The sequence below is a fragment of the Lysobacter sp. Soil_N_51 genome, from assembly GCF_057655755.1.
The window spans coordinates 499,253-524,373 of record NZ_JBDGLR010000002.1; the positions used below are offsets into that span (position 1 = coordinate 499,253).

At 67.2% G+C, this 25,121-nt stretch carries 19 protein-coding genes; 2 read left to right on the plus strand and 17 right to left on the minus strand.

The features are described 5' to 3' along the window. Nucleotides 1–28: 28 nt before the first annotated feature. From AC3A4T_RS05145 to AC3A4T_RS05155, 3 genes are all read right to left on the minus strand, one after another. On the minus strand, nucleotides 29–1,447 hold the full coding sequence (locus AC3A4T_RS05145) for a TolC family outer membrane protein (RefSeq protein WP_487674401.1): 1,419 nt from the start codon (nucleotides 1,445–1,447) through the stop codon (nucleotides 29–31). An 88-nt stretch (nucleotides 1,448–1,535) separates the two neighbouring features. Further along, nucleotides 1,536–2,204: a protein-L-isoaspartate O-methyltransferase family protein gene (locus AC3A4T_RS05150; protein WP_487674459.1), complete on the minus strand. Its 669-nt coding sequence runs from the start codon at nucleotides 2,202–2,204 to the stop codon at nucleotides 1,536–1,538. A gap of 185 nt (nucleotides 2,205–2,389) precedes the next feature. Beyond that, nucleotides 2,390–3,133 (minus strand): TetR/AcrR family transcriptional regulator, encoded by a 744-nt coding sequence (locus tag AC3A4T_RS05155; RefSeq protein ID WP_487674402.1) that lies wholly within the window; start codon nucleotides 3,131–3,133, stop codon nucleotides 2,390–2,392. A 78-nt stretch (nucleotides 3,134–3,211) separates the two neighbouring features. Between AC3A4T_RS05155 and AC3A4T_RS05160 the strand changes: the two genes are divergently transcribed. Continuing rightward, nucleotides 3,212–4,321, plus strand: coding sequence for an efflux RND transporter periplasmic adaptor subunit (locus AC3A4T_RS05160; RefSeq protein ID WP_487674403.1), 1,110 nt, complete (start codon nucleotides 3,212–3,214; stop codon nucleotides 4,319–4,321). Nucleotides 4,322–4,440: 119 nt separating this feature from the next. Continuing rightward, a complete protein-coding gene (locus AC3A4T_RS05165; protein WP_487674404.1) occupies nucleotides 4,441–7,602 on the plus strand; it encodes an efflux RND transporter permease subunit in 3,162 nt (1,053 codons plus the stop codon). A gap of 221 nt (nucleotides 7,603–7,823) precedes the next feature. Here the strand turns inward: AC3A4T_RS05165 and glpK are convergent, their stop codons facing one another. The 14 genes from glpK to AC3A4T_RS05235 all read right to left on the minus strand — a co-directional run bounded on the left by glpK (nucleotide 7,824) and on the right by AC3A4T_RS05235 (nucleotide 25,092). Then, nucleotides 7,824–9,329 (minus strand): glycerol kinase GlpK, encoded by a 1,506-nt coding sequence (glpK, locus tag AC3A4T_RS05170; protein ID WP_487674405.1) that lies wholly within the window; start codon nucleotides 9,327–9,329, stop codon nucleotides 7,824–7,826. Between the two features lie 160 nt (nucleotides 9,330–9,489). Further along, on the minus strand, nucleotides 9,490–10,209 hold the full coding sequence (locus AC3A4T_RS05175; RefSeq protein ID WP_487674406.1) for an MIP/aquaporin family protein: 720 nt from the start codon (nucleotides 10,207–10,209) through the stop codon (nucleotides 9,490–9,492). A 419-nt stretch (nucleotides 10,210–10,628) separates the two neighbouring features. After that, complete coding sequence (gene glpD, locus AC3A4T_RS05180; protein WP_487674407.1) at nucleotides 10,629–12,218, minus strand: glycerol-3-phosphate dehydrogenase; 1,590 nt, start codon at nucleotides 12,216–12,218, stop codon at nucleotides 10,629–10,631. A gap of 295 nt (nucleotides 12,219–12,513) precedes the next feature. Further along, the gene (gene leuB, locus AC3A4T_RS05185; protein WP_487674408.1) at nucleotides 12,514–13,602 is read right to left on the minus strand and encodes a 3-isopropylmalate dehydrogenase; all 1,089 of its coding nucleotides are present in this window, start codon (nucleotides 13,600–13,602) and stop codon (nucleotides 12,514–12,516) included. Beyond that, a complete protein-coding gene (gene leuD / locus AC3A4T_RS05190) occupies nucleotides 13,592–14,236 on the minus strand; it encodes a 3-isopropylmalate dehydratase small subunit (protein ID WP_487674409.1) in 645 nt (214 codons plus the stop codon). Before leuD ends, leuB begins: the two co-directional genes overlap by 11 nt. Further along, entirely contained in the window at nucleotides 14,236–15,672 is a 1,437-nt protein-coding gene (gene leuC, locus AC3A4T_RS05195; RefSeq protein ID WP_487674410.1) for a 3-isopropylmalate dehydratase large subunit, read from the minus strand. Before leuC ends, leuD begins: the two co-directional genes overlap by 1 nt. Before the next feature lie 176 nt (nucleotides 15,673–15,848). Then, nucleotides 15,849–17,438: a 2-isopropylmalate synthase gene (locus tag AC3A4T_RS05200; protein ID WP_487674411.1), complete on the minus strand. Its 1,590-nt coding sequence runs from the start codon at nucleotides 17,436–17,438 to the stop codon at nucleotides 15,849–15,851. Next, nucleotides 17,435–18,682 carry a threonine dehydratase gene (locus tag AC3A4T_RS05205; protein WP_487674460.1) on the minus strand — a complete coding sequence of 416 codons (1,248 nt, stop codon included), beginning with the start codon at nucleotides 18,680–18,682 and terminating at the stop codon, nucleotides 17,435–17,437. The genes AC3A4T_RS05200 and AC3A4T_RS05205 overlap by 4 nt, the downstream gene beginning before the upstream one ends. Further along, nucleotides 18,583–19,434, minus strand: a complete 852-nt coding sequence (locus AC3A4T_RS05210) for an aminotransferase class IV (protein ID WP_487674461.1) — start codon at nucleotides 19,432–19,434, stop codon at nucleotides 18,583–18,585. Before AC3A4T_RS05210 ends, AC3A4T_RS05205 begins: the two co-directional genes overlap by 100 nt. 197 nt (nucleotides 19,435–19,631) lie before the next feature. Continuing rightward, nucleotides 19,632–19,868: an ACT domain-containing protein gene (locus AC3A4T_RS05215; protein ID WP_056116339.1), complete on the minus strand. Its 237-nt coding sequence runs from the start codon at nucleotides 19,866–19,868 to the stop codon at nucleotides 19,632–19,634. Then, complete coding sequence (gene ilvG, locus AC3A4T_RS05220; protein WP_487674412.1) at nucleotides 19,852–21,606, minus strand: acetolactate synthase 2 catalytic subunit; 1,755 nt, start codon at nucleotides 21,604–21,606, stop codon at nucleotides 19,852–19,854. Before ilvG ends, AC3A4T_RS05215 begins: the two co-directional genes overlap by 17 nt. Next, nucleotides 21,606–22,640, minus strand: coding sequence for a ketol-acid reductoisomerase (gene ilvC / locus AC3A4T_RS05225; RefSeq protein ID WP_487674413.1), 1,035 nt, complete (start codon nucleotides 22,638–22,640; stop codon nucleotides 21,606–21,608). Before ilvC ends, ilvG begins: the two co-directional genes overlap by 1 nt. 59 nt (nucleotides 22,641–22,699) lie before the next feature. Next, nucleotides 22,700–24,433, minus strand: coding sequence for a dihydroxy-acid dehydratase (gene ilvD / locus AC3A4T_RS05230; protein ID WP_487674414.1), 1,734 nt, complete (start codon nucleotides 24,431–24,433; stop codon nucleotides 22,700–22,702). Between the two features lie 341 nt (nucleotides 24,434–24,774). After that, nucleotides 24,775–25,092: a hypothetical protein gene (locus tag AC3A4T_RS05235; protein ID WP_487674415.1), complete on the minus strand. Its 318-nt coding sequence runs from the start codon at nucleotides 25,090–25,092 to the stop codon at nucleotides 24,775–24,777. Between the last annotated feature and the right edge of the window lie 29 nt (nucleotides 25,093–25,121).

Sequence of the window (25,121 nt, forward strand, 5' to 3'; positions counted from 1 at the left end):
GAGACGCATCCGATCAAGCGCTACCCGATCACTGCATCCCCGGCGGCGGCGCGAGGTTGGTCGCGGCGTCGGCGGTCAGCAGGCGGTTGATGTCCTGCACGTCGGAGACGTCGAGCGAACCGGCCGACTGCTCCAGCAGCAGGCGGTTCTGCAGGAAGTTGTACTTGGACTGGGCGTAGGCCTGCTGCGCCTGCAGCAAGGTGCGCTGGTTGTTTAACACGTCCAGCACGGTGCGGGTGCCGACTTCCAGGCCGACCTGCGAAGCGTCGTACGCGGCCTGCGCCGAGACCACCGCCAGGCGGCGCGCTTCGACTTCGCTGATGCCGGCGACCAGGGTCTGGTACGCGTTGCGGGTGTTGCGCACCAACAAGCGCTTCTGGCGCTCGAGTTCGTCCTGCGCGGCGTCGCGACGGGCCAGGGCCTGGCGCACGCCGGACTGGACCGAGCCGCCGGAATACAGCGGCACCGACAGGGTCAGGCCGATGCTCGGGCCGTGGCTGGCGCTGCCGCTGAGCGCCTGAGTCTGGCCGCCGAAGGTACGGTCGCCCCAACTCGCGTTGTCGCCGTAGCTGCCGCTCAGGGTCAGCGTCGGCCAGTGGCCGGCGCGCGCGGTTTCCACGCCGATGTCGGCGGCGCGCACCGCCAGTTCCTGCGCGCGCAGCGAGGGATTGCCCTGCACCGCGTTGTTGACCCAGGTCTCGACCTGCTGCGCTTCGGGCAGCGCCGGCTTGAAGTCGGCCGGCAGCGCCTTGAGCGTGCGCACCGGCTGGCCGGTGATTTCGCTCAGCGCCTGATACGAGTCTTCGACCGTGTTGCGGGTGGTGATGGTGCGCGCGCGCGCGTCGTCGTACTGGGCGCGCGCTTCGTGCACGTCGGTGATCGGCGCCAAGCCGACCTCCAGGCGCTTGGAGGCGTAATCGAACTGCTTCTGCAGTGCGGTTTCGGCCGCCTCGGCCGCGGCCAGGTTTTCCAACGCGACCAGCACGTTGAAATACGCCTGCGAGGTGCGGGTGATCAGCGCCTGGCTGGTCGATTCCAGGGTGAAGTCGCTGGCTTCGCTCAGTGCGTTCTGGCTTTGCAGGTTCTTGATGCTGGCGCGGTTGTAGATCGGCTGGCTGGCGCTGATCGAATAATTGCGCGAGGTGGTGTCCGATCGCACGTTGGTGCCCGGCGCGATGCCGGACGTGGGATCGGTCGGATCGACGAGGCCGTTGGCTTCGCTGTCGTTGCGGCTGCGGCTCAGGCGCGCCTCGCCCGACAGCGACGGCAGCAGCCGGGCGCGGGCCTGGATGCGGTCTTCCTGGGTCACCAGCCGGTTGGACTCGGCGGCCGACAGCACCGGGTCGCCCTGGCGCGCGAGCTCATAGGTCTGCAACAGATCTTCCGCCGACGCGGCGGCCGGCAGCAGGACGAGAGCCAGGGCAAGAGCGAGCGGACGGCGGATCATGCGGCTTCCTTGAACTTGCTGGTATTTGAGAACCCGCATGCTGGCACGCGGGTTCTTACGAGGGACTGACGGTTGACTGACAGGATCGTCAGAACTCGAAGGCCGGCGCGGGCGCCGCGCCTTCGAGGTAAGGCAGATCGGTTTCGAACAACGATTGGATGCGCGAAGCGTTGACTTCGTTGCGCTCGGCCGACGCGGTGACCACGATGCCTTCCATTGCCGGCGAGCGGCCGCGCATCACGAACAGGCGTCCGCCCGGCTGCAGCCACTGCAGCCATTGCTGCGGAATCTGATAGACCGCGCCGGTCACGCAGATCGCGTTGAAGCGGCGGTCGGTGCTGTAGTTGAGCGCGTCGGCCTGAATGACCTGGACGTTGAGTACGTTCTGCGCGGCCAGGCGCGCGCGCGCGGTCGCGGCCAGGTCGGCATGGAGTTCCAGGCTCACCACTTCGCGCGCCAGCCGGCCGAGGCAGGCAGTGAGGTAGCCGCTGCCGGTGCCGATCTCGAGCACGTCGTCGGTCGGGTCCACCGCCAGCGACTGCAGGGTGCGGCCTTCCAGCACCGGCTTCATCATGAACTGACCGTGCGCCAGCGGCAGCGAGATGTCGGTGTAGGCGAGGTTGCGATGCGCGTCGGCGACGAAGGCCTCGCGCGGCACGGTCGCCAGCACATCGAGCACGCGCGGGTCGAGCACGTCCCACGGCCGAACCTGTTGTTCGACCATTGTTTCGCGGGCCTTGGCGTAATCGATCGTAATCATGAGCAGTCTTCTGAATCGTGCGCGGGAACCGCGAATTCTACCGGGACCGCACGGCCCCCGGCGCAAAAAGAATCAACCACGGCGGGGGCCGGGCTTAGTGCCGAAAGTCACCGGAACTCCCGGCACCGTGCCGTTTGGCGGCGTGTTCGCCGCGGCGGCGCGGGCGGGCAGACCCGGCACAGTCATTGCTCGCGCCGGGCATAGGCGCGCAGGAACATCGCGACCGAGGCCTCGATGTGGACGGTCAGCTCGGCCGGCGCGGTGAGGCCGCAGCCGAACATCAGCATGGCGTGCGGTTCGCCCTTGATCAGGGCGAAGAACTGGGTCGCGGCGCGGGCCGGATCCTGGATATCGAGCTCGCCGGCCTCGACCCGCCGCCGCAGCAGCGCGGCGAATTCGCCGTGCAGGCGTTGCGGACCGGCGTCCCAGAACATCTTCGACAGCGGCGATTCGGCCAGTTGCGGCGAGCACAGCAGGCGGTGGATCTGGATCGCCTCGGGGGTGCTGATCATTTCGTAGAAGGCGGTGGCGATCTCGACCAGGCGCTCGCGCAGCGCGGTCGCCGGCGCCGGCTCGAACAGCGGCGGCGGCAGATGCTGCTCGCAATACGCCTGCACCGCCGCGCTGAACAAGGTTTCCTTGTCGCCGAAATGGCTGTAGACGGTGAGTTTCGAGACCCCGGCGCCGGCCGCGATCTGGTCCATGCTCACGCCGTCGTAGCCGTCGCTCAGGAACAGGCGCTTGGCGGCCTCGAGGATGGCGTTGCGCTTGCTCAGGTCCTTCGGACGGCCGGGGCCGGCGGGCTTGGGCGAGGCCGCTGGAGGCGCGGAGGCGGCCGGCTTGTCCGCGGAGGTGTTCGCGGTGGGCTTCGGCTGGTCTGCGGTGGCGGGTGGGGGCGCGGTGGACGTGGTGGGGGGCGTCGGCATGGCAACAATACTGGACTACGTGGTTCGATATTTATACAGTACCGCCAAGTACATTAATTCCCTATGAGGCCATCCGCAATGCGCAGCCGGATTTTTTCCGCTTCCACCCCGGTACCGGCATTGCTGGCCGCGGCCCTGGCGTTGAGCCTGGCCGCCTGCGGCGACGGCAAGCCGGCGGTCGAGGCGCCGCGACCGGTGCTGGTCGCCCAGCCCAGCGGCGCGATCAACGCGGTCTCGGCCTATGCCGGCGAGGTGCGGGCGCGCGAAGAAAGCCCGCTGTCGTTCCGGGTGGCCGGCAAGCTGATCGAGCGCAAGGTCGATGTCGGCGCGCACGTCGCCGCCGGGCAGGTGCTGGCGGTGCTCGACCCGGGCGATCTCGACGCCCAGGCGCGCGCGGCCCAGGCCCAGTACGCGGCGGCCGAGGCCGAATACGCGCGGGCCCGCGCCGATCAACTCCGTTTCGCCCAGCTGAGCAAGGACCAGTTGGTCAGCCGCTCGGCCCAGGACGCGCAGGACGCCGCGGCCAAGGCCGCGCAAGGCCAGCTCAATTCGGCCCGCGCCAATCTGGAAGTGGCGAAGAACCAGTCGGCCTACACCCAGTTGCGCGCGCCAAGCGCCGGGGTGATCGCCTCGCGCAACGCCGAAGCCGGGCAGGTCGTCGCCGCCGGCCAGCAGGTGTTCGCGCTGGCCGCCGACGGCGCGCGCGAAATCGCCTTCGCCGTGCCCGAAGGCGCGATCGCGACCTTCAAGCCCGGCCAGCAGGTGCTGATCGAACTGTGGTCACAGGCCGGCAAGCGCTGGCCGGGCCGGGTCCGCGAGGTGTCGCCCGCGGCCGATCCGGCCTCGCGCACCTATGCGGCGCGGGTCACCGTCGATGCGCCGGACGGAACGCTGGAGCTGGGCCAGAGCGCGCGCATCTACCAGGCCGATGCCGCCGCTTCCGGGCTCAGCGTGCCGCTCGCGGCGGTGCAGCGCACCGGCAACGGCACGGCGGTGTTCGTCGCCGATATCGGCAGCGGGATCGTGAAGTTGAAGCCCATCGTCGTCGGACCTTACGGCCAGGAGCGCGTGCCGGTCACCAAGGGACTGGGCGCCAACGACTGGGTCGTCACCGCCGGCGGCCACCTGCTGCGCGACGGACAAAAAGTGGTCGCGGTCGATCGCGACAACCATCCGGTCGGGAAGTGATCGCGATGCGTGCGCCTGACGGCCCGCGCATCACTGAATTCTAGTTTGCCGGCGCTCGCGCCCTCACCCCTGCCCTCTCCCGCCAAGCGGGAGAGGGGGACAATGAAGTGGGTTTATCTATGCGCTTCAACCTTTCCGAATGGGCCCTGCGCCATCGCAGCCTGATCGTCTACGCGATGCTGGTGCTGGCGATCGCCGGCGCGATGTCGTACCTGCGCCTGGGCCGCAGCGAAGACCCGGCGTTCACCTTCAAGGTCATGGTCGTGCGCACCTTGTGGCCCGGCGCGACCGCCGAGGAAGTCTCGCGTCAAGTCACCGAGCGAATCGAGAAAAAGCTCATGGAAACCGGCGAATACGAGTTCATCCGCTCGTACTCGCGGCCGGGCGAATCGCAGGTGATCTTCGCCGCGCGCGACTCGATGCATTCGGCCGAGATCCAGCCGCTGTGGTATCAGGTGCGCAAGAAGATCAGCGACATCCGCCCGACCTTGCCCGGCGACGTGGTCGGCCCGTTCTTCAACGACGAATTCGGCGACACCTTCGGCAACATCTACGCGTTGACCGGCGAAGGTTTCGACTACGCCGTGCTCAAGGATTACGCCGAACGCGTCCAGCTGGCCCTGCAAAGCCAGACCGACGTGGGCAAGATCGAACTGATCGGCGTGCAGGACGAAAAGATCTGGGTCGAGCTGTCGAACGTGAAGCTCTCGACCCTCGGCGTGCCCGCGCAGGCGGTGCAGGACGCGCTCAACCAGCAGAACGCGCTGGCTCCCGCGGGTTTCTTCGAAACCGCGTCGAGCCGCGTGCCGCTGCGGGTCGGCGGCCAGTTCACCTCGGTCGAACAGATCAAGCAGTTCCCGATCCGGGTCGGCGACCGCACCTTCCGCCTGGGCGATGTCGCCGAGGTGCGTCGCGGTTTCTCCGATCCGCCGCAGCCGCGCATGCGTTTCATGGGTCAGGACGCGATCGGCATCGGCGTGTCGATGAAGCAGGGCGGCGACATCCTCAAGCTCGGCAAGACGCTTGAAACCGAATTCGCCGCGCTGCAGAAGACCCTGCCGGCCGGCATGCAGCTGCGCAAGGTCGCCGATCAACCCGCCGCGGTCGAAGAATCGGTCGGCGAGTTCGTGCGCGTGCTGGCCGAGGCGGTCGCGATCGTATTGCTGGTGAGTTTCTTCTCGCTCGGCCTGCGCACCGGTCTGGTGGTGGCGCTGTCGATTCCGCTGGTGCTGGCGATGACCTTCGCGGTGATGGATTTCTTCGGCGTCGGCCTGCACAAGATTTCGCTCGGCGCGCTGGTGCTGGCGCTGGGGCTGTTGGTCGACGACGCGATCATCGCGGTCGAGATGATGGCGATCAAGATGGAGCAGGGCTTCGATCGCCTGCGCGCGGCCGCGTTCGCCTGGGACAGCACCGCGTTCCCGATGCTGACCGGTACCTTGATCACCGCGGCCGGCTTCCTGCCGATCGCGACCGCCGCATCCAGCACCGGCGAATACACCCGCTCGTTGTTCCAGGTGGTGACGATCGCGCTGTGCGTGTCGTGGATCGCCGCGGTCGCGTTCATTCCGTTCCTCGGCGACAAACTGTTGCCCGACCACGGCGCCGCGGCCCAGTTGCCCAAGCCCGGTTCGCTCGCCGCGCGCTGGCGCGATGCGCGCAGCCGCATGGCCAAGCGCGTGCCGATGTTCGAAAGCGTGCTCGCGCCGAAGGAGCCGGTGGGCCACGCGCACGATCCGTACGAAACCAAGTTCTATGTGCGCTTCCGCGGCTGGGTGACCTGGTGCGTGCGTCGGCGCTGGCTGGTGATCGGCATCACCGTCGCCGCGTTCATCGGTTCGATCTTCCTGTTCCGTTTCGTGCCGCAGCAGTTCTTCCCCGACTCGGTGCGTCCGGAACTGATGGTCGACATGGAGCTGGCCGAAGGCAGCTCGCTGCGCCAGACCACCGAACAGGCCAAGCGGCTGGAAGCGATGCTCAAGCAGCGCAAGGACCTTGGCAACTACGTCGCCTACGTCGGCACCGGTTCGCCGCGTTTCTACCTGCCGCTGGATCAACAGCTGCCGGCGGCGAATTTCGCCCAGTTCGTGCTGATGCCCAAGACCCTGGCCGATCGCGAAATCCTGCGCACCTGGATCATCAAGGACGTGGTGCCGCACTTCCCCGAGCTGCAATTGCGGGTGACGCGCCTGGAGAACGGCCCGCCGGTCGGTTATCCGGTGCAGTTCCGCGTGTCCGGCGAACACATCGACGTGGTGCGCAAGATCGCCTACCAGGCGCGCGAAAAGATCCGCGCCAACGCGCATGTGGCCAACGTCAATCTGGATTGGGACGAACCCAGCAAGGTCGTGCGCCTGCAGGTCGATCAGGAGCGCGCTCGCGCGCTGGGCATCACCTCGGCGCAGTTGTCGCAGTTCCTGTCCAGCTCGCTGTCGGGCTCGCACATCAGCACCTACCGCGAGAGCAACGAACTGATCGAGATGCTGCTGCGCGGACCGGATCAGGAACGTCTGCAACTGGACATGCTCGGCAGCCTGATGGTGCCGACCAGCAACAACCGCAGCGTGCCGCTGACCCAGATCGCCACGCTCGAATACGGCTTCGAGGAAGGCATCATCTGGCATCGCGATCGCCTGCCGACCATGACCGTGCGCGCCGACATCTACGACGGCACCCAGCCGGCCTCGGTGATGGCGCAGATCTCGCCGACCCTGGACGGACTGCGCGCGCAGCTGCCCTACGGTTACTCGATCGAGGTCGGCGGCAGCGTCGAGGATTCCGCGCGCGGACAGAAGTCGATCAACGCCGGCATGCCGCTGTTCCTGTTCGCGGTATTCACCTTGTTGATGCTGCAACTGCGCAGCTTCTCGCGTGCGTTCATGGTGCTGTTGACCGCGCCGCTGGGTTTGATCGGCGTGACCTTGTTCCTGCTGATCTTCCGGGTGCCGTTCGGCTTCGTCGCGATGCTCGGCACGATCGCGCTGGCCGGCATGATCATGCGCAACTCGGTGATCCTGGTCGATCAGATCGAACAGGATCGCGGCGAAGGGCATGAGCCGTGGAAGGCGATCGTCGATGCGACGGTGCGGCGATTCCGCCCGATCGTGCTGACCGCGCTGGCGGCGATCCTGGCGATGATCCCGCTGTCGCGCAGCGCCTTCTTCGGGCCGATGGCGGTGGCGATCATGGGCGGGTTGATGGTGGCGACCTTGCTGACCTTGTTGTTCCTGCCGGCGTTGTATGCGGCTTGGTTCAAGGTGAAGGTGCCGGAGGAAACCTGAGGATTAGGCTTGTCTCCCTCTCCCGCACAGCGGGGTGAGTGGGCGCTGCGTGCGAGCCATTGGCTCGCGCGTCCACGAACGCCCAAACGCTGTGCGTTTGGGCTGGGGTGCGGCCGGGGTGAGGGCAAGTGACATCGCACGGGCGACGCCATCTTGAAGTCGCGCGCGCCCTCACCCCAACCCCTCTCCCGCTGCGCGGGAGAGGGGCTAAAGCGGGTTCTTCAGGCGTGTTCGACGCTGAAAGCCAAGGTCGCTTCGATCGCGCGCTTCCATCCCGCATACAACTTCTCGCGCTCGTCCGCGAGCATCCGCGGCTCGAAGCTGCGCTCGACCTGCCACTGCTGCGCGATCTGCTCGCGGCTTTCCCAGAACCCGACCGCCAACCCGGCCAGATACGCCGCGCCCAGCGCGGTGGTCTCGTTGACCCGCGGACGATTGAGCGGCACGTTGAGAATGTCGGCCTGGAACTGCGCGGTGAAATCGTTGGCGATTGCTCCGCCGTCGGCGCGCAATGCCTTGAGTTCGATACCGGAGTCGGCCTGCATCGCGCTGAGCACGTCGCGGGTCTGGTAGGCCAGGGATTCGAGCACCGCGCGAATGAAATGTTCCTTGCTGGTGCCGCGGGTCAAGCCGAACATCGCGCCGCGCACGTCGCTGCGCCAGTACGGCGCGCCCAGGCCGACGAAGGCCGGGACGAAGTACACGCCCTCGGTCGAACGCGCGCGTTCGGCGTAGGCCTGCGAGTCGCCGGCCTTGCCGAGCATGCGCAATCCGTCGCGCAGCCACTGCACCGCCGAACCGGCGACGAAGATGCTGCCCTCCAGCGCGTACTCGACTTTTCCATCGATGCCCCAGGCGATCGTGGTCAGCAGGCCGTTGTCCGAACGCACCGCTTTCTCGCCGGTGTTCATCAGCAGGAAACAGCCGGTGCCGTAAGTGTTCTTGGCCATGCCGGCCTCGAAACAGGCCTGGCCGAACAGCGCCGCCTGCTGATCGCCGGCGACGCCGCAGATCGGCACCGAGTTGTTGAAGAAATGACGCGCACCGGTGTGCGCGTAGACCTCGCTGCTGGAGCGGACCTCCGGCAGCATCGACGCCGGCACCCCGAGCATCTCCAAAAGCTCAGGGCACCACTGGCGCTTGTGGATGTCGTACATCAGCGTGCGCGAGGCGTTGCTGTAGTCGGTGACGTGGGCCTTGTTCTCCGACAGATTCCAGATCAACCAGGTGTCGATGGTGCCGAACAGCAGATCGCCGCGCTCGGCCTTTTCGCGCGCGCCCTCGACGTTGTCGAGAATCCACTTGACCTTGGTCCCGGAGAAATACGCATCGATCAGCAGGCCGGTGCGTTCGCGCACCATCTGCGAATAACCGTCGGCCTTGAGCTGATCGCAGATCGCCGCGGTCTGCCGCGATTGCCACACGATCGCGTTGTGCACCGCCTGGCCGGTGTGGCGATCCCACACCACCGTGGTTTCGCGCTGATTGGTGATGCCGATACCGGCGATCTGCGAGGCGCTGATCTGCGCCTTGGTCATCACCTCGATCGCGGTGGTCTGCACGCTGGCGAGGATCTCGCGCGGATCGTGCTCGACCCAGCCCGGCCGCGGAAAGATCTGTTCGAACTCGCGCTGCGCCACGCCGACCACCGCGCCGCTGCGATCGAACAGCATCGCGCGCGAGCTGGTGGTGCCTTGGTCGATGGCGAGGATGTAGGTGTCGGTCATGGGGCTAGAAATGAGTTGAGAGGAGTGAGGAGTGAGTAAGAGCTAGGAACTGGTGGAGAGAAGTGAGGAATGAGTAAAGGCGGGGTCAGGGGCGTTGGGGGAGCGTAGCAGTTGCATGATTCGCCGCTTCTACTCACTCCTCACTCCTCTGAACTCGTTTTTAGCTGTAAACCGCTACGAACGCGAACGCCCCGATCAGCGCGCCAATGATCGGCGCGACGACGGGCACCCACGCATAGCCCCAGTCCGAGCCGCCCTTGCCGGCGATCGGCAGCAGGGCGTGGGCGATGCGCGGGCCGAGGTCGCGCGCGGGGTTGATCGCGTAACCGGTCGGGCCGCCGAGCGACATGCCGACGACGACCACCAACAGGCCGACGCCGAGCGGACCCATGCCGGGCGCGAGGGTGTTGGCGCCAACCGCGAGCGCGCCGAAGGTCAGGGCGAAGGTGCCGATCACTTCGGTCAGCACATTGGCCTTGGTGTCGCGGATCGCCGGCGCGGTGCAGAAGATCGCGAGCTTGGCGGCGGGATCGTCGCTGACTTTCCAATGCGCGAGGTAGGCGAGCCATACCAGGGTCGCGCCGGCGAAGGCGCCGGCGATCTGCGCGGCGACGAAGCCGGGCACCACCGCCCACGACAATTTTCCGATCGCGGCCAGGGCGATGGTGAGCGCGGGATTCATGATCGCGCCGCTGGTCGGGCCGGCGATGAAGATGCCGATCAGCACCGCGAGCCCCCAGGCCGCGGTGATCACGCCCCAGCCGGCGCCCTGCGCCTTGGATTTGTTCAACAGCGCGCCGGCGACCACGCCGTTGCCGAGCAGGATCAGCATGCCGGTGGCGATGAACTCGCTGAGGTATTGCGACATCGGTGTGGCCATTGCGGTGGGTCTCCCTGGTGCTGGTGGTGCTTTTATTGTTTTGGGTGGTGCTGGTAATGCGAATGCTGGTGGGTTGTACTATTTTGCTTATCGCTTTTCTTATCCGTATACGGCCCCATCGCGCGCGAATCTCTCAGCCCGTCATTCCCGCGAAGGCGGGAATCCAGGGCCTTTCGTGCGAGAACGCTTGAAGTCACTGGATTCCCGCCTTCGCGGGAATGACGTTCTAGTGGCATGGCGCTGAAGCCTGCGGATTTTCGACCAGCCAGATAGCGCAATACAGGGCCTTCCGACAGGTTCGTATCGGCCTGTAGGAGCGGCGCAAGCCGCGACCGCGACACCACACCCACGACGCAAACGCGATGTCGCGGTCGCGGCTCGCGCCGCTCCTACAGGGGGCTGTCGTTCCCGGCGCGGATTCATGCGTCGATGGCGCGTTGCGACACGTAGCGCTGCAAGGCTTCACCCTGCGCCGGACTGAAGCGCAAACCCAGCTTCGACCGCCGCCACAAAATATCCTCCGCCGTACGCGCCCATTCGAAGTCGATCAGATAATCCACCTCGGCCCGATATAGATCCGCACCGAAGCATTCGCCCAATTCTTCCAAACGCACGCAACTCTCGACGATCCGCAACGCGCGGCTGCCGTAATTGCGGCACAGCCGCAAGGCCAGCGCATCGGGCAGCCACGGGCGGCGCAGGCTGAAGTCCTCGTGGAAGGCTTCGAAGTCCGCATCGGGCAGGTCGCCGCCCGGCAGCGGCGCGTCGCCGGTCCAGGCAGCGCGCGGCGCGCCGAACAGCGGCGACAGCGTGTCGCAGGCTTCTTCGGCGAGTTTGCGCGAGGTGGTCAGCTTGCCGCCGAAGATGTTGAGCAAGGGCGCGCCCTCGCGGTCGAGCAGCAGCAGATAGTCGCGGGTGATCTCCGAGGCCTTGTCGCTGTCGTCGTCGAGCAGCGGACGCACGCCGCTGTAAGTCCAGACCACATCGCCAGGCTGGATCGGCTGCTTGAAATAGCGCGAGGCCGCCTCGCACAGATACGTGGTTTCGCTGTCGTCGATGCGCGGCGCGGACGGATCGGCCTGGTAATCGACATCGGTGGTGCCGATCAGGGTGTAGTCGTGTTCGTACGGAATCGCGAACACGATGCGTCGGTCGGGCTGCTGGAAGATGTAGGCGTGGTCGTGATCGAACAATCTGGGGACGACGATGTGGCTGCCCTTGATCAGGCGCAGGTTGTGCGAATGGGTGACGTGGGCGACTTTGTCGAGAAAGCTCACCGCCCACGGGCCGGTGGCATTGACCAGGGCGCGTGCACGCACGTGATGCATCGTGCCGTCGGGGCCGCGCAACTGCACGTCCCAATGCTCGGCGCCGCGTTGCGCGTGCACGCAGGCGGTGCGGGTCAGCACGCGCGCGCCGCGCTCGCTGGCGTCCATCGCATTGAGCACGGCCAGGCGCGCGTCCTGCACCCAGGCATCGGAATAGACGAAGCCGCGGAAGAATTCGTCGCGCAGCGGCCGTCCGGCGATGTGCTTGCGCAGGTTGACCGAACGCGAACCCGGCAGGTCGCGGCCGCGCCGGCCCCCGAGGCGGTCGTACAGGAACAGGCCGATGCGGATCATCCACGCCGGACGCAGATGCGGCTGATGCGGCAGCACGAAGCGCAGCGGCCAGATGATGTGCGGCGCCATTCGCAACAGCCGCTTGCGTTCGGCCAGGGCCTTGCCGACCAGGGCGAACTCGAACTGTTCCAGATAGCGCAGGCCGCCGTGGATGAGCTTGGTGCTGGCGCTGGAGGTGTGCGAGGCGATGTCGTCGCGTTCGCACAGCAGCACCGACAGGCCGCGACCGGCGGCGTCGCGCGCGATCGCCACGCCGTTGATACCGCCGCCGACGATCAACACATCGACCTCGGGCAAAACCGTGGCAGACGGGGCGACAACGGGCTGTACGACGCCAGGCTGGTCAACAGCGGGCGGGTCGACGCCGGATACTTCGTGCTCGGTCATGCGCTCCCGCGACTGGCTGCGGGTCGCGCGTCGCCGACCCAGGTTGCGTCAGGATGATGGCATACGGTTACCGCGCGATTGTTGCCTGGGTTCACATCAATGGCGGGTGAGGGGAATGTGTCGGATGCGCGCGACGCGCGGCGCGGGCCAGGCAAAAAAATCCCGGTGCCTCTCGGCACCGGGAAGGGGTATACCACTGCATGGATCGCTCTTATGACGTGCTTGTTTTACAGCGGGACACTCACGGGGTTTGCGTTTCGATGACGGCGCGGCCGCATGGTTCGACCGGGCCGGCTCAGTCGCGCAGTTCGGCGATCTGGCACGGCAATTCCAGCTGGGCCAGCACCGCCGCGGTGACGTCCGCGGTGGTCGCGGCCTGACCGGCCGGCGCCAGGTCGGCGGTGAGCACGCCGGCGTCCAGCACCGCGGCGACCGCTTGCTCGATGCATTCGGCTTCGGCCTGCAGGCCCAGCGAATGGCGCAACAGCATCGCCACGCTGAGGATGGTGCCGCAGGGGTTGGCGATGCCGCGGCCGGCGATGTCCGGGGCCGAGCCGTGGATCGGTTCGTACAGGCCGACCTTGCCTTCGCCGAGCGAGGCCGAAGGCAGCAGGCCCAGCGAACCGGCCAGCATCGAGGCCTCGTCGGTGAGGATGTCGCCGAACATGTTCTCGGTGACGATCACGTCGAACGCGCGCGGCTTGGCGATCAGGTGCATGGCCATCGAATCGACCAGTTGATGCTCGAGGGTCACATCGGGGAATTCATCGCGCGCGACCCGCGTGGCGACTTCGCGCCACAACCGCGAGGTCTCCAGCACGTTGGCCTTGTCGACGCTGACCACGTGGTTGCGGCGTCCGCGCGCGAGTTCGCAGGCGCGGCGCACCACGCGTTCGATTTCCGCGACGCTGTATTCGCACAGATCGCTGGCGCTGGTTTCGCTGCGCTGCTTCTGGCCGAAATAGATGCCGCCGGTGAGTTCGCGCACCACGATCAGGTCGACCCCGGCCAGCAGATGCGGCTTGATCGGCGACGCGCCGAGCGTGGCCGCATGCGGCTGCACCGGGCGCAGGTTGGCGTACAGGCCCAGGCCTTTGCGCAGCGCCAGCAGACCTTGCTCGGGACGCACCTTGGCCTTGGGGTCGGACCACTTCGGCCCGCCGACCGCGCCGAGCAGCACCGCGTCGGCGCGGCGGCAGGCATCGAGGGTGGCGGCCGGCAGCGGCTCGCCGCTGGCGTCGATCGCGGCGCCGCCGATCGCGTGTTCGTGCAGGTTGAACTGGTGGCCGTAGCGGATCGCGACCGCGCGCAGCACTTCGACCGCGGCGGCGGTGACTTCCGGACCGATGCCGTCGCCCGGCAGAACGACGATGTCAGCGCGCATGGGTTTGCTCCTGTGAATTATTCCGCGCCGCCTCGCGGCGCTGTTCGAAATGGTGGATGGCGTCGATCTGGCGCAGCAGATAGCCGAGTTGGTCGACGCCTTCGATCAGACAGGTCTGGGCGAAGGCGTCGAGCGGAAACTCGACCGCGCGGCCGTCGGGCAAATGCAAGCTGCGAGTACGCACGTCGATGCGCAGTTCGATACCGGGCTGATCGAGTAGTTCGTTGAGCAGGTCCTGCGCGACCACGATCGGCAGCAGGCCGTTCTTGAGAGAATTGCTGCGGAAGATGTCGGCGATCTCGCTGCTGATGACCGCGCGCAGGCCGAGGTCGGTCAAGGCCCACGGCGCGTGTTCGCGCGAGGAACCGCAACCGAAATTGCGCCCGGCGACCAGGATCGCCGCGCCGGCGTTGTGCGGCTTGTTGAGTTCGAACTCCGGATTGGGCGAACCATCGGCGAGGTAACGCCAGTCGTTGAAGGCGAACCGGCCCAGGCCCTTGCGTTCGGTGGTGGTCAAAAAACGCGCGGGAATGATCTGGTCGGTGTCGATATTGCGTTCGCGCAGCACCGCGGTGCGCGAGATCAGTTCGACGAAGCCGGCGTCGGCGGACGCGGCATGGACGGATGCGGACATTACGCGACCTCCTTGATCGACGGGTTGAATGCGGGGTCGAGGTAAGCGCGCGGATCGACCACGTGCCCGGCGACCGCGCACGCCGCGGCCGTCAGCGGCGAAGCCAGCAGAGTGCGAGCGCCCTTGCCCTGGCGGCCTTCGAAATTGCGATTGCTGGTGGACACCGCCAACTGGCCGGCGCCTACCAGATCGCCGTTCATGGCGATGCACATCGAGCAGCCCGGCTCGCGCCATTCGGCGCCGGCCGCGCGCACGATCGCGTCGATGCCTTCGGCCTCGGCGTCGCGCTTGACCTGTTCGGAACCGGGCACCACCAGCATGCGCACGCGCGGATGCACGTGACGGCCGCGCAACACCTCGGCGGCCTGACGCAGATCGGACAGACGCGAATTGGTGCAGCTGCCGACGAACACCACATCGACCGGCCGACCGGCCATCGCCGCGCCACCGTCGAAACCCATGTAGGCCAGCGCCTTGGCTTCGTCGGCGTCGCGACCCCGCGGCAGGTTCGCGTCGATCGCCGCGACCTGACCCGGATGCGTGCCCCAGGTCAGGGTCGGCTTGATCGCGCTCGCGTCGATATGCACTTCGCGGTCGAACGTGGCGCCGTCGTCGGTCTTGAACTCGCTCCAGCGCGCGACCGCGCGGTCCCAATCGGCGCCGCGCGGCGCGCGCGGGGTCTTGGCCAGGTAGTCGTAGGTGACTTGATCGGGCGCGATCAAACCGGCGCGGGCGCCGGCTTCGATCGACATGTTGCAGACGGTCATGCGTTCGTCCATCGACAGCGCGCGGATGGTCGAGCCGCGGTATTCGATGACATGGCCGGTGCCGCCGTTGACGCCGATCTCGCCGATGACGTGCAGGATCAGATCCTTGGCGCCGACGCCGGGCGCGAGCTCGCCCTCGACGTTGATCGCCAGGGTCTTGGCGCGGCGTTGCAGCAAGCATTGGGTCGCGAGCACATGGCCGACTTCGCTGGTGCCGATGCCGAACGCCAGCGCGCCGAACGCGCCATGCGTGGCGGTGTGGCTGTCGCCGCAGACGATGGTCTGGCCGGGCTGGGTCAGGCCCAGTTCGGGGCCGATCACATGCACGATGCCGCGGTAATCGCTATCGAAGTCGAACAGTTCGACGCCATGGCGTTCGCAGTTGCGGCGCAGGGTGTCGACCTGATGCTCGGCTTCGGCGGTGTAGTAGGGCAGACGGCCGTCGTTGCCGGCGGGCAGGGTCGGGGTGGAGTGATCGAGGGTGCCCTTGGTCAGGTCGGGCCGGCGCGGCGACAGGCCGCGCGCTTCGAGTTCGGCGAAGGCTTGCGGCGAGGTGACCTCGTGGATCAGGTGCAGATCGATGTAGAGCACGGCGGGCGCGGCGTCGCTTTCTGGCGCGACCAGGTGTGCGTTCCACAGTTTTTCGAACAGGGTGGTGGGTGTAGTCATGAGTTGAGTTGGTTCGCTTTGGCGTTCGGCTTGAGCATGGTGTTGGCTATTTCTTTTGGCTCCTTCTCCCGCTTGCGGGAGAAGGCCGGGATGAGGGCGCTTTGGCTGTCGCACAGGTAGATTCGCGGCGACTTCGTGCCCTCACCCAACCCCTCTCCCGCATGCGGGAGAGGGGCTTAGGCGGTTGCGGCTAGTCGTTGCTGCGGCGCCTGCTTCGTCCGATGCATCCGATTCGCCAACTCCAGCCAGGCCAGCGCACTGGCCTCGATGATGTCGGTGCTGGTGCCCGAACCGGTCAGTTCCACGCCGTCCACGCGCGCGGTCACGCTGGCCTGCCCCTGCGCATCGTCGCCGGTGGTCACGCTGGACACGTTGTAGCTGTCGATGCGCAGCGCCACGCCGGTCGCGCGCGCCAAGGCGGCGAACAGCGCGTGCACCGGGCCGTCGCCGACCGCGGCTTCGCTGACCGTCGCGCCCTCGGGGTCGACCAGTTGCACGCTCGCGGTCGGCAGGCTGCCGTCGGACACACCGGTGCTGACGTGGGCACGCATCAGGCGATAGCCACGCGCGGCCTTGGCGTCGGCGCCGAGCACCAGCGCTTCCAGGTCGGCGTCGAACACTTCGCGCTTCTTCTCGGCCAAGGTCTTGAACGCGGCGAACACCGCGTTCAAGCGCGCTTCGTCGAGAGTGAAACCCAGGGTCTGCAGACGATCGCTCAATGCCGCGCGGCCGCTGTGGCGGCCCATCACCATCTGCGACTGCGCCCAGCCGACGGTTTCCGGATGCATGATTTCGTAGGTGCCGCGATGCTTGAGCATGCCGTGCTGATGAATACCCGACTCGTGCGCGAACGCGTTCTGGCCGACGATCGCCTTGTTGCGCTGGACCACCATGCCGGTGATGCGCGACAGCAGACGCGAGGTCGGTACCAGCCGGCGTGTGTCGATGCGGGTGCCGACGCCGTAGTAGGCGTTGCGTACGCGCAGCGCCATCACCAGTTCTTCCAGCGCGCAATTGCCGGCGCGCTCGCCGATGCCGTTGACGGTGCATTCGACCTGGCGCGCGCCGCCTTCGATCGCGGCCAGGCTGTTGGCCACCGCCAGGCCCAGGTCGTTGTGGCAGTGGGCGCTGAACACGGCCTGGTCGGCATCGCGGACGTTGGCGCGCAGGTATTCGAACAGCGCGCGGATCTCGCTCGGGGTGGTGTAGCCGACCGTATCGGGAATGTTGAGGGTGCGCGCGCCGGCGGCGACCGCGGCGCTGCAGATCTCGGCCAAGTAATCGTGCTCGGTGCGCAGTGCGTCTTCGGCCGAGAATTCGACATCGTCGACGTACTTGCGCGCCTGTTCGACCGCCGCGACCGCGCGCTCGAGCACCTGCTGCTTGTCCAGATTCAACTTGTGCTGACGATGCAGCGGGCTGGTCGAGATGAACACGTGGATGCGCGGCTTGGCCGCGCCTTCGAGCGCGCGCGCGCAGGCTTCGATGTCGCCCGGGTGGCAGCGCGCCAGGGTGGCGAGGGTGGAGCCGCGCACTTCGCGCACGATTGCGCGGGTGCCTTCGAGGTCGGCTTCGGAACTGGCGGGGAATCCGGCTTCGATCACGTCCACGCCGAGTTCGCTGAGGGCATGCGCGAAGCGGAGCTTCTGCGTGGCGCTCATGCTGCAGCCCGGCGACTGTTCGCCGTCGCGCAGGCTGGTGTCGAAGATCGTGACGTGGGGCTGGGCGTCGGTAATGGGGCTTACCGGGCCGGACGGATCGTTCATGCGGGCAGTTCCTCTGTTGCGTCTGAATGCTGCGGGGAAGGGCTTGCTGCGTGGCTCCGCGCCGGTTTGGCCGCGGAGTCGAAGGAAAGATTGGCGAGCTGATAAATGTCCGCCTCGACGGCGGTGTCGCGGCCGAGCGCTTCGCGGGTGCGGCGGCGCGGACGGCGCGGCGCGCGCGGGCGCACTTCCGACAGCAGCCGCGCGAGCACGCCGGCATCGAGATTGCCGCCGGAGACCACCGCGCATTTGCGCTTGCCGGCGATGCGCCGGCCGGCGGCCAGCGCCAGCGCGCCGGCGCCTTCGGCGATGATGTGTTCTTCCAGGGCCAGGCGGACCAGGGTTTCGCGCAGCTCGGCTTCGCGCACGATCACCACGTCGTCCAGCAAGCTGCTCAGCACGCGCTCGGTCAGGCGGCCGGGGTCTTTCACCCGCACGCCGTCGGCCAAGGTCGCGGCCGGTTCGATCAGGCGGTGGTCGCCGCGCAGGGCGCGCGCCATCGAGTCGACGCCTTCTACTTGCGCGCCGATCACCCGCACGCGCTTGGCCGCGGCCGAACCCGACAGCAGTTCCGACTTCAATGCGATCGCCACGCCGGCGGCCAGACCGCCGCCGCCGATCGGCACCAGCATCACGTCGGGCGCGAACGAGGCCAGTTCCAGCGCGACCGTGCCTTGTCCGGCGATCACATCGGGATCGTCGAACGCCGACAGCAGTCGGTAATCGTGTTGATCGGCCAGTTCGATCGCGAAGGCCTTGGCTTCGTCGTAGGTGTCGCCATGCAGGCGCACGGTCGCGCCCCAGTGGGCGACGCCGGCGATCTTGGTCTGCGGCGCGCAGCGCGGCATCACCGTGATCGCGTTGACGCCCAGCCGGTACGCCGCCCAGGCCAGGCCTTGCGCATGGTTGCCGGCCGAGGCGGCGATCACCGTGCGGTGATCGCCGCGTTCGCGTCCGGCCAACAGTGCGTTGAGCGCGCCGCGCACCTTGTACGAACCGGTGCGCTGCAGGTTTTCCAGTTTCAACCAGCAACCGAACCGCTCGGCGTGGTGCAGCGGCGTGGGGTCCAGGTAGCGGCGCAGCCGCGCCTGCGCCGCCAACAAGTCGGCGGCGCTGATCTGGGCCAGGCTGGCTACGTCGCAGTCCATCAGACCGGGGTCAGCCAGGAGGCGTAGCGGCTTTCCTGTCCGCGCACCACGCGTGCATACAGCGCGGCCAGTTCGCGGGTGACCGGGTTGTCGCCGAATTCGCGGCGGTCCAGCACCGCGATCGCGGTGGCTTCGGCGGCGGTGCCGCAGACGAACACTTCGTCCGCATCCAGCAACTCGTGCAAGGTCACTTCGCGCGACTGCGCGCCGGACAGTTCGATCATGGTGTCGCGGGTGATGCCGGGCAGCGCGTCGCGATGATCGACCGAGGTGATCACCGAGTTCTTGACCATGAACACGTTGGCGCCGGTGCATTCGACGACATAACCCTTGTCGTCGGTGAACAGCGCTTCGTCGAAGCCGCGTTGCTTGGCTTCGCGCTTGGCCAGGATCGAATTGACGTAGGCGCCGCTGAGCTTGAGCGGCGGCATCGAGGTGGCCGGGTTGCGCTTCCACGGCGACACGGTCAGGCGGGTGCGCGCGCCGCCCAGGTGCACGACCTTGGCCAGGGTCGCGATCATCAGGTGCTGGGTCAGCGGATCGACGTCCAGGCCGATGGTGCCGGTGCCCATCCAGGTCAACGGACGGATGTAGGCGTCGCGGTGGCCGTTGGCGCGCAAGGTGGCGAGCGTGGCCTGGGTCGCGCGTTCGATATCGAATTCGATGCCGAACATGTCCGCGCCCTTGCGCATGCGCTGCATGTGCTCGGGCAGACGGAACACCGCCGCGCCGCCGTCGGCGGTGGCGTAGCTGCGGATGCCTTCGAACACCGCGGTGCCGTAGTGCATGGCGTGGGTGGTGAGCGGGGCTTCGGGCGCGTCGCCGGCGATGAAGTTTCCGTCGAACCACACCAGTGGAAGATCAACCGCCAGCGGGACTTCACCACGATCGTAGGACTTAGAACGTCCAGACGCGGTCGAATCATGATTCTCGGATGTTTCACCGCGATCGCTACGCGCCGGCGCATAACTGCGCTCCCGCACCGCCGCAGCCGCCAGGCCGGCATGCTGAGTTGGCGTCGCCGCCGGTTGTTCGAGAATTTCAGTACTCAGGTGCATGGCGAGACCTCAACGGCAAGACAGTCGTAAAGCTTGGCGAGCTGGCTCTGCAGCGCGGTGTCGGCGCGATCGCCTTCCACCGTCATGCGCAGATGCCAGCGATCGCCGTCGGGTTGCGCTTCGCCGTCCACCGACAGGGGACGGAAACCGCGGCGTTCGGCGGCGCCCAGTACGCGAGCCAGCGCGCCTTCGGCCTGGCGCAGGGTCAGTTCAAGCTGGTATCGCATGGGCGTCCTCCTTTTCGGCGGTGGTGGGCGGGGTGAGGCTGGTGATCGCGTCGGCGTCGCCCGCTTCCGGGTCGAGCATCTGCGCGTTGTTGTGATTCGGCGGAACCAGCGGCCAGACGTTGGCGGCCTGATCGATGGCGACGTGCAGCAGCACTGGACCGGGCGTGTGCAGCATGTAGTGCAGCGCTTCCTCGACCGAATCGGCGCGGTCGACATACATCGCCTTGACCCCGAACGCGGCGGCCAATGCGCAGAAGTCCGGGTTGTCGGACAGATCGACTTCGGAATAGCGGCGTTCGAAGAACAGCTCCTGCCACTGCCGGACCATGCCCAGGGCCTGGTTGTCGAGCAGCACGATCTTCACCGGCAGGCGGTAGCGCGCGATCGTCGCCAACTCCTGCACGTTCATCAGGAACGAGCCGTCGCCGCTGACGCAGATGACCTGCGCGTCGGGGCTTTCCAACTGCGCACCCAGCGCGGCGGGAACGCCGAAGCCCATCGCGCCCAGCGCGCCGCTGGTCAGATGCTTGCGCGGGTGGTTGAACTGCCAGTGCTGCGCGACCCACATCTGGTGCTGGCCGACATCGCACGAGACGATGGCGTCCGGCGCCAGTTCCGACAGACGACGCAGCAGCGCCGGCGCGTACACGGTTTCGCCGGGCGCGTCGTAACGCGGCGCGCAATCGCGCTTGCGCTGCAGGCAGGTGTCGCGCCAGGCGCGGCGCGCGCCGCCGTTGCGGGCCTGCAGTTGCGCGGTCACCGGCGGGGTCAGGGCGTCCAGCGAACGGCGCAGGTCGCCCTGCACCGCGGCATCGGCATAACGCAGCTTGCCGATCTCGCAGGCGTCCAGGTCCATGTGGACCACGCGCGCGTTCGGCGCGAACTCGGCCAGCTTGCCGGTGGCGCGATCGTCGAAACGCGCGCCGACCACGATCAGCAGATCGCATTCCTGCACCGACAGATTCGCCGCGCGGTTGCCGTGCATGCCGAGCATGCCCAGGTTCAGGGCGTGCTCGGCCGGCAGCGCGCCCAGTCCCTTCAAGGTCAGCACCGACGGGATCTGGCTGCCCTCGACGAAGGCGCGGAACGATTCGACCGCATCGCCCAGCGAAATGCCGCCGCCGCCGTAGATCAGCGGCTTCTTCGCATGTGCGATCAAGGCCGCGGCTTCGTGATAGGCCGCGTCCGGCGCGGTCGGCACCGGATCGGTCGGCAGCGGCATGTGCGCGGCCAGATGCGAGGCATCCTGGTTCTGCACGTCCTTCGGCAGATCGATCAGCACCGGGCCGGGACGGCCCGAACGCGCCAGACGAAAGGCTTCGGCGACGATGCGCGGCAACTCATCGACGCTGCGCGCGAGGAAGCTGTGCTTGACGATCGGCATGGTCATGCCGAACACGTCCAGTTCCTGGAACGCGTCGGTGCCCATCAGCGAGGTCGCGACTTGCCCGGTGATCGCCACCATCGGCACCGAGTCCAGCATCGCGTCGGCGATACCGGTGACCAGGTTGGACGCGCCGGGACCGGAAGTGGCTACGCACACGCCGACTCGCCCGCTGGCACGGGCGTAGCCGTTCGCCGCGAAAGCCGCGCCTTGCTCGTGACGGACCAGGATGTGTTTCAGGTCCGACCCGTGCAGGGCATCGTAGAAAGGCATGATCGTGCCGCCCGGATAACCGAACAACACGTCCACCCCTTCTGCGGCCAGTGCTTGCACCAGCCAGCGGGCACCGTTCATCACGCAGCCTCTTCTTGTCGTTCGCCCTGTGCGGCGGCGGGAGCGGCCTGCGCGGCCGCCGGTGTTTTCGGCGCGTTGTCCAGCCACTTCATGTTGGCGCGCAGCTTCTTGCCGACCGCTTCGATCGGATGCTCCAGGTCGCCCTGCTTGAGCGCCTTGTAGTTGGCGTTGCCGGCGGCGTACTCGGCGATCCACTGCTTGGCGAAGGTGCCGTCCTGGATTTCGGTCAGCACTTTGCGCATCTGCGCCTTGGTGTGATCGTCGACGATGTAGGTGCCGCGGGTCAGCGCGCCGTACTGCGCGGTCTCGCTGATGAACTCGTGCATGCGGGTGACGCCGCCTTCGTAGAACAGATCGACGATCAGCTTCAGTTCGTGCAGGCATTCGTAATAGGCGACTTCCGGCTGATAACCGGCTTCGACCAGGGTTTCCCAACCGGCCTGGACCAGCTTGGTCGCGCCGCCGCACAGCACCGCCTGTTCGCCGAACAGATCGGTTTCGGTTTCTTCCTTGAACGTGGTCTTGATCGCGTTCTGGCGCGCGCCGCCGATGCCGCCGCAGTAGGTCAGGGCGAACTCTTCCGCGCGGCCGGTCTGGTCCTGATGCACGGCGTAGACGCTCGGCACGCCGCGGCCGATTTCGTATTCGCGACGCACCAGCGCGCCCGGGCCCTTCGGCGCGACGAGTACCACGTCGAGATCCGCGCGCGGGGTGATCTGGCCGTAATGCACGTTGAAGCCGTGCGCGAACAGCAGGCAGGCGCCTTGCTTGATGTTGGGTTCGATCACGTCGCGGTACAGCTGCGGCTGGACCATGTCGGGCGTCAGCACCGCGACCAGTTCGGCTTCGGCGACGGCTTCGGCCGGGGTCTTGACGGTGAAGCCGTCGGCCTTGGCCTTGAGTTCGGTCGGGCCGCCCGGGCGCAGGCCGACGGTGACGTCGAAACCGGAATCGCGAAGGTTGAGCGCGTGCGCGCGGCCTTGGCTGCCGTAGCCGACGACGGCGATCTTGGGACGGTGGGTGGTTGCGGTCATGTCTGTGATCTCGGGAAGGGGAGGAACGAGTGGAGAGGAGTGAGGAGTGAGTTTTTGTTTCAGGCGGGTTCGGGAGCGGGGCGTTCGATAAGCGTTGCTTCGATTTTTTTCGTCGTCGGCGATTGCAGCGGGCCGGGCGCGGTGACCGCGCCTTGCGACGCCGAGCCGACGATTCGTGCGTACTTGGCCAGCACGCCGGTGGTCACGCGCGGCGCGATGCGCGCGGGTTCGCGCGTGGACAGATCGGCGGCGACTTCCAACTTGCGCGTCTTCACGTCGATGCTGACCCGGTCGCCTTCGCGCAGACGCGCGATCGGGCCGCCGTGCGCGGCTTCGGGCGAGATGTGGCCGACCATGAAGCCATGCGTCGCGCCGCTGAAGCGGCCGTCGGTGATCAAGGCCACGTCGTTGCTCAGACCTTGCCCGACCAAGGCCGCGGTCACCGCCAACATCTCGCGCATGCCCGGGCCGCCGGTCGGGCCTTCGAAGCGGATCACCACGATGTCGCCGGCCTGGATCTGCCGCGCCTGCACCGCGGCGAACGCGGCTTCTTCCGAATCGAACACCCGCGCCGGGCCTTCGAAATGTTCGCGGCCGTGACCGGCCAGCTTGAGGATGCAGCCTTCCGGCGCGAGGTTGCCGTAGATGATCGAGTAGCCGCCGCGCGGCTTGATCGGATCGCTGACCGGACGCACGACGTCCTGCTCGTCGGCCATCACCGCTTCGGACAGTTCGGCGAAAAAGGAACGGCCGGTGACCGTCGGAATATCCTCGATCAGACCGGCCGTCTTCAGTTCGCGCGCCACCAGCGCCGCGCCGCCGAATTCGAACATTTCCGCGGCGGTGTAGCGTCCGCCGGGTTTCAGGTCGGCGATCACCGGCGTGTGCGCGGCGGCTTCGAATTCTTCCAGGTCGAAGGCGACGCCGGCTTCGTGCGCGATCGCCAGCAGATGCAGCGCGGCGTTGGTCGAGCCGGCGGTGGCCGAGACCGCGCGCGCGGCGTTGCGCAGCGCATGCGGGGTCAGCAGCGTGCGCGGCGTGGGACCGCCGTTACGCAGTTGCTGCATGACCAGTTCGCCGCACAGGCGCGCGGCTTCGGGCTTGTCGTCGTGGATCGCGGGGATGTCGTTGTAGCCCAGCGGCGACAGGCCCAGGAAGGTCAGCACCATCGCCATGGTGTTGGCGGTGAACTGGCCGCCGCAGGCGCCGGCGCCGGGGCAGGCATGCGATTCGATGCGATGCAGTTCGCGGTCGTCGATGCGTCCGGCCGAATGCGCGCCGACCGCTTCGAACACGTCCTGCACGGTCAGCGGCTTGTCGTCGCTGGCGCCTTTTTTCGACGGGCAATGGCCCGGCATGATCGTGCCGCCGTAGAGGATCACGGTCGGGATATCCAGGCGCGCCGCCGCCATCGCCGCGGCCGGGATGGTCTTGTCGCAGCCGACCAGCAGCACCATCGCGTCAAGGCAGTGGCCGGACACCGCCAGTTCGATCGAATCGGCGATGGTTTCGCGCGAGGCCAGCGAGGCGCGCATGCCGTCGGTGCCCATCGCGATGCCGTCGGTGACGGCGATGGTGTTGAACTCGATCGGCGTGCCGCCGCCGTCGACGACGCCGCGACGCACGTGCTGGGCCAGATCGCGCAGGGTGATGTTGCACGGCGACACGTCGGTCCAGGTGTGGACGACGGCGACCAGCGGTCTGGCGATGGCCGCGTCGTCGAGACCGGTGGCGCGCAGCATCGCGCGCGCGGGGGCTCGGGCCGGGCCTTGCTTGATGGCGTTGCTTCTCACGAACGGCGATTCCTTTGCTGCGAATCCTTCGCAGTGCCCGCACGTCCGCGTGCGGTGTTTTCAGGAACCCAGGGCCGTAAAACGAAAAACCCCGCGCCTTTTGGGCGCGGGGTTCAGGTTCTTTCGACCTTGGGTTGTGTGGTTTTCTACACGAACCCGACTCCCGCGCTGGTAAGCCCGGTAATAAGTACGAGGACGAGAATAATCGTGGCGATCAAGGGCGCGGAGCGAAGCGCGACGCGCGCGGCGTCGTTCGAGGCCGGAGCCTGGAGCGAAGTCGTCTGCGAGTGGTTGTTGCGCTGCGTCATGGGGTCGAGAAGAGCATGCCCGTTTGCGGCTTGTCAACAGTTTCTGGAAAAACCATCGCGAACTGTGGCCTGCGCCTCCGCCTGGGCGCGGATCGAGGGCGTGCGCATGCCGCGTGGCTGCGGACGGCAGCGCTGCCGCCGACCGGGTTCGATCGGATAGCGCCGTCCTGAATTGAAATATTTCTCCAATATGAGATCGTGTCCTCCTTTTAACCGGAGCAGCCGGATCGCACAGGGACGCGGCATTCGATTCAAGAACGAAGCAGCGGGGTCGAGCCCCCCGGTGTCGCGCGCTTCGACCTGGATGCCCGCACCTGCCGGATGCGCCATCAGGGGGAAACGCAGATGCACGGCTCGATGAACGGGCGTTTGGGGGCGCC

Coding starts and splice junctions, on each gene's coding strand:
- AC3A4T_RS05145 (WP_487674401.1), bottom strand. CDS start 1,447: ATGATCCGCCGTCCGCTCGCTCTTGCCCTGGCTCTCGTCCTGCTGCCG.
- AC3A4T_RS05155 (WP_487674402.1), bottom strand. CDS start 3,133: ATGCCGACGCCCCCCACCACGTCCACCGCGCCCCCACCCGCCACCGCA.
- AC3A4T_RS05160 (WP_487674403.1), top strand. CDS start 3,212: ATGCGCAGCCGGATTTTTTCCGCTTCCACCCCGGTACCGGCATTGCTG.
- AC3A4T_RS05165 (WP_487674404.1), top strand. CDS start 4,441: ATGCGCTTCAACCTTTCCGAATGGGCCCTGCGCCATCGCAGCCTGATC.
- glpK (WP_487674405.1), bottom strand. CDS start 9,329: ATGACCGACACCTACATCCTCGCCATCGACCAAGGCACCACCAGCTCG.
- AC3A4T_RS05175 (WP_487674406.1), bottom strand. CDS start 10,209: ATGGCCACACCGATGTCGCAATACCTCAGCGAGTTCATCGCCACCGGC.
- glpD (WP_487674407.1), bottom strand. CDS start 12,218: ATGACCGAGCACGAAGTATCCGGCGTCGACCCGCCCGCTGTTGACCAG.
- leuB (WP_487674408.1), bottom strand. CDS start 13,602: ATGCGCGCTGACATCGTCGTTCTGCCGGGCGACGGCATCGGTCCGGAA.
- leuD (WP_487674409.1), bottom strand. CDS start 14,236: ATGTCCGCATCCGTCCATGCCGCGTCCGCCGACGCCGGCTTCGTCGAA.
- leuC (WP_487674410.1), bottom strand. CDS start 15,672: ATGACTACACCCACCACCCTGTTCGAAAAACTGTGGAACGCACACCTG.
- AC3A4T_RS05200 (WP_487674411.1), bottom strand. CDS start 17,438: ATGAACGATCCGTCCGGCCCGGTAAGCCCCATTACCGACGCCCAGCCC.
- AC3A4T_RS05215 (WP_056116339.1), bottom strand. CDS start 19,868: ATGCGATACCAGCTTGAACTGACCCTGCGCCAGGCCGAAGGCGCGCTG.
- ilvG (WP_487674412.1), bottom strand. CDS start 21,606: ATGAACGGTGCCCGCTGGCTGGTGCAAGCACTGGCCGCAGAAGGGGTG.
- ilvC (WP_487674413.1), bottom strand. CDS start 22,640: ATGACCGCAACCACCCACCGTCCCAAGATCGCCGTCGTCGGCTACGGC.